Annotated in this window: 4 protein-coding genes; 1 reads left to right on the top strand and 3 read right to left on the bottom strand. The window is 65.6% G+C overall.

The features are described 5' to 3' along the window. The coding region (rho, locus tag VA603_RS10840; RefSeq protein ID WP_323438829.1) for a transcription termination factor Rho at nucleotides 1-1,030 on the top strand (1,030 nt) is incomplete at its 5' end. 177 nt (nucleotides 1,031-1,207) lie between these two features. Here the strand turns inward: rho and VA603_RS10835 are convergent. From VA603_RS10835 to VA603_RS10825, 3 genes are all read right to left on the bottom strand, one after another. Beyond that, nucleotides 1,208-2,098 (bottom strand): energy transducer TonB, encoded by an 891-nt coding sequence (locus VA603_RS10835; RefSeq protein WP_323438828.1) that lies wholly within the window; start codon nucleotides 2,096-2,098, stop codon nucleotides 1,208-1,210. An 89-nt stretch (nucleotides 2,099-2,187) separates the two neighbouring features. After that, entirely contained in the window at nucleotides 2,188-3,048 is an 861-nt protein-coding gene (locus tag VA603_RS10830) for an energy transducer TonB (RefSeq protein ID WP_323438827.1), read from the bottom strand. Nucleotides 3,049-3,143: 95 nt separating this feature from the next. Beyond that, a partial coding sequence (locus VA603_RS10825; protein WP_323438826.1) for an isocitrate dehydrogenase kinase/phosphatase-domain containing protein occupies nucleotides 3,144-3,641 on the bottom strand: 498 nt, incomplete at its 5' end.

Below are 3,641 nucleotides of genomic sequence, written 5' to 3'. Positions count from 1 at the left end.
GGACGACACCTATATCTCGCCCAGCCAGATCCGCCGCTTCAACCTGCGCACCGGCGACCACCTGTCCGGCCGCATCCGCTTCCCGAAGGACGGCGAGCGCTACTTCGCGCTGTCGATCGTGGACACCATCAACGGTGAGCCGATCGAAGCATCGAAGAACAAGGTGCTGTTCGAGAACCTGACCCCGCTGTTCCCGCGCAAGCGCTTCACCCTGGAGCGTGGCAACGGCTCCTCCGAAGACATCACCGGCCGCATCCTCGACCTGATGGCACCGCAGGGCAAGGGCCAGCGCGCCCTGATCGTTTCGCCGCCCAAGGCCGGCAAGACGATGATGATGCAGCAGATCGCCACGGCCATCACCACCAACCATCCGGAAGTGCACCTGATCGTGCTGCTGGTGGACGAGCGTCCGGAAGAAGTGACCGAAATGCAGCGCACCGTGCGCGGCGAAGTGGTCTCCTCGACCTTCGACGAGCCGGCCGCGCGCCACGTGCAGGTCGCCGAAATGGTGATCGAGCGCGCCAAGCGCCTGGTCGAGCACAAGAAGGACGTGGTGATCCTGCTCGACTCGATCACCCGCCTGGCCCGCGCCTACAACAACGTCGTACCGAGCTCCGGCAAGGTCCTGACCGGTGGTGTGGACGCCAACGCCCTGCACCGCCCGAAGCGCTTCTTCGGTGCCGCGCGCAACGTGGAGGAAGGCGGCAGCCTGACCATCATCGCCACCGCGCTGGTTGAAACCGGCTCGAAGATGGACGAGGTGATCTACGAAGAGTTCAAGGGCACCGGCAACAGCGAAGTGCACCTGAACCGTCGCATCACCGAGAAGCGCGTCTACCCGGCCATCGACATCAACCGTTCCGGCACCCGCCGCGAAGACCTGCTGATCGAGCCGGAGCTGCTGCAGAAGATCTGGATCCTGCGCAAGCTGCTGCACCCGATGGACGAAATCGCCGCGATGGAATTCCTGCTGGACAAGATGAAGAACACCAAGTCCAACGACGAGTTCTTCGGTTCGATGAAGCGCTGATCCCTCGGGATTGGCAGCCACAGAAAGCCCCGCGCAAGCGGGGCTTTCTGTTTTCCCGGAAAGAGCGGCCCCGGCGGTGAAACCAGCGACTCCTCGCGCCTCAGCCACGCAGGAAAAAATCTGGCCGCCAAGCCGATGGTTCGTCGGCTTGGCCGCCGCGGCCGCTCCAGCCGGCGATCAGCCGCCTTGCAGCGGGGTCAGCAGGCGCGGGCCGCTATTGCCGTCGGCCATGTAGACGCCGCCTTCGGCCAGGCTGTCAGGCGAGGCCTCCACGTTACGGTCTTCCGTGCGCCAGGGTGCGCGCTCACGCGGGCCGGCCACGTAGCTGACCCAGCGACCATAGGTTTCGGCCCCCTTGTCCCGGCCGGGGCCCATCGCGTAACTGATCGGCACGCGCACGTTCCAATAGGGCCGCGAGGCGACGTCACCTTCGGTGGGGACCCGGAACGTCCAGCCCTTCGCCGCCGCTATCGCATTGCGGGCCAGCACCTCGCGGAAACGCCGCTGGTCGGATTCACGGCTGAGGAAGGTCAGGTTCACCTGCTCGGCGAAGGCATCCTCGACCTTTCCGTCGCGGCCAACCTTCACCAGCAGGTAGACGCTGCCGGTTGCGCCTGCGCGGAAGGCCAACTCGGGATACCGCGGCGGATCCATCTGGATGCTTGCGACGTTCTGCGGATCGGTGGAGTCGTACTTCTGGAAGCTCACCCCACGCAGGCTGACCTCGTAGCTGCCGCCCTCCAGCTTGCGCGCGACCACCCGCAGGCTCATCGGTGCCACCGCGCGGACCAGCTTCCCGTCCACGACGATGGGTTCGAAACGCCACTGCAGCGCACTGTCGCGCACCAGCTTGACCACGCCCTCGGGCAACGTCTCCTCCTGGCGGAGCACCAACCTGGACACCGATCCATCGGTCTCGATATGCACATCGCCACTGACCAGCATGCTGCTTTCCACCTGCTGGCGGACCTGCGCCACGCTGCCCGGCGACGGCTCGGCAACCACCATCGAGGGAAGGCCCAGCAACAACACCCCGGCCAGGCCCAACGCGCCGATTCGAACGTTCATGCTCACATCCTTGAGATTGAAGTGCCCCGATTACAACGCAAACCGGATGACCGCATCAATCACGCCACGCCGGGATACCTGTCGGTTGCTCACCCGCCTTGCAGCGGGGTCAGCAGGCGCGGGCCGCCGTTGCCGTCGGCCATATAGACGCCACCCTCCTCCAGGGCATCCAGCGAGAGCCAGGTCTGCGCGGCCGATTCCGCCCATGGCGCACGCTGAATGGGCCCGGCCACGTAGACCTGCCAATGGCCGTACCCCCTTACCGCCGGCTGTGCTCTATCGGTGAAGGAGTAGTCCGCCGGCACCCAGACATCCCAATATGGGCGACCCGCAAGGTCTCCTTCCGTAGGTGTGCGATAGCTCCACTTCAACGCCTGCTCGATCGCACTCTCGGAGAACAACTGGCGGAACCTCAGCTGATCCCGTTCGCGGCTGACGAACTTCAGGTTGACCTGCTCGGCGAATGCCTGCATCACCTTGCCATCCCTGCCAATCCGCAAACGCAGGTAAACGGTGCCGCCAACACCAAGGTCAATGGCTTCACGCGGATAACGCGGCGGCGTCGTGCTGATACATGAAAGACCACGCGGATCATCCTTGCCACCGCCGATGAAGTTCACTCCGCGCAGTGCCACCTCGAAGTTGCCATCGTCCCGTTGCTTGGCCACTACCCGCAGGCTGACCGGCACCTTCGCGCGCACGGGCTGACCCTGTTCGCGGACCGGCTCGAACCGCCATGGCAGCACCGTGGCGCGTACGTAGCCGGCAATGGCCGTCGGCAGCATCTCTTCCCTGTCCAGTTGCAACGAGGCGACCGTGCCCTCCTCGCTGAGCAGCAGCTCCCCCTTGACGAGCATGCTGCGCTCGATGCGCCCGCGCACCTCCGTGATGCTGCTGCCTCCCGCTGCCATACCGGCGCCGGACATGCCCAGCAACAGCCCGGCCACCATCACCCACGCACTGAACCTGCCACGCATAGCCCACCCCGTTGGATCCCCTTGGTCGGCGGATTACAGCGCAGGCGCCGCCCGACCGCAATGCCCCCTCAGGCCACGCGCAGCGCGCGCGGATACGGCGGTGTGTCCGGGAACTCCCCCCTGCCGAAGCCCTGCTGCAGCCCCTGCCACCACGATGGCTCGAACAGCTCGCCGTAGCGCTCCTGCACTACGTCCAGCAATGCGCGGGGCAGGCCCATGAACAACGCGAAACGTTCCGGGAACACGTCGTTGGGCGCGACGTGGAACCACGGCTCGCTGGCCATGGCCTCCTCCTCACTGCGCGGTGTTGGCCAGGCCCGGAAGTTGCAGTCGGTGACCAGGCACAACTCGTCGTAGTCGTAGAACACCGCGCGGCCGTGCCGGGAGACACCGAAGTTCTTCAGCAACATGTCGCCGGGAAAGATGTTGTTGCAGGCCATGTCACGGATGGCCTGCGCGTAGTCCAATGCCGCGGCGCGGGCGGCTTCACTGCCCTGCTCGCGCAGGTAGAGGTTGAGGGGCCGGAAACGGCGCTGCACGTAGCACAGCGCGATCACCACGTCCCC

Origin of the sequence: Stenotrophomonas capsici (assembly GCF_034961085.1) — a bacterium.
Classification (GTDB): domain Bacteria; phylum Pseudomonadota; class Gammaproteobacteria; order Xanthomonadales; family Xanthomonadaceae; genus Stenotrophomonas; species Stenotrophomonas capsici.
Note: the sequence above shows the minus strand (reverse complement) of the source record. Positions and strands in the feature narration are given on the sequence as shown.

What these genes read in the sequence shown, in the direction of transcription:
- VA603_RS10835 (WP_323438828.1), bottom strand. Translation starts at nt 2,098, where the DNA reads ATGAACGTTCGAATCGGCGCGTTGGGCCTGGCCGGGGTGTTGTTGCTG.
- VA603_RS10830 (WP_323438827.1), bottom strand. Translation starts at nt 3,048, where the DNA reads ATGGTGGCCGGGCTGTTGCTGGGCATGTCCGGCGCCGGTATGGCAGCG.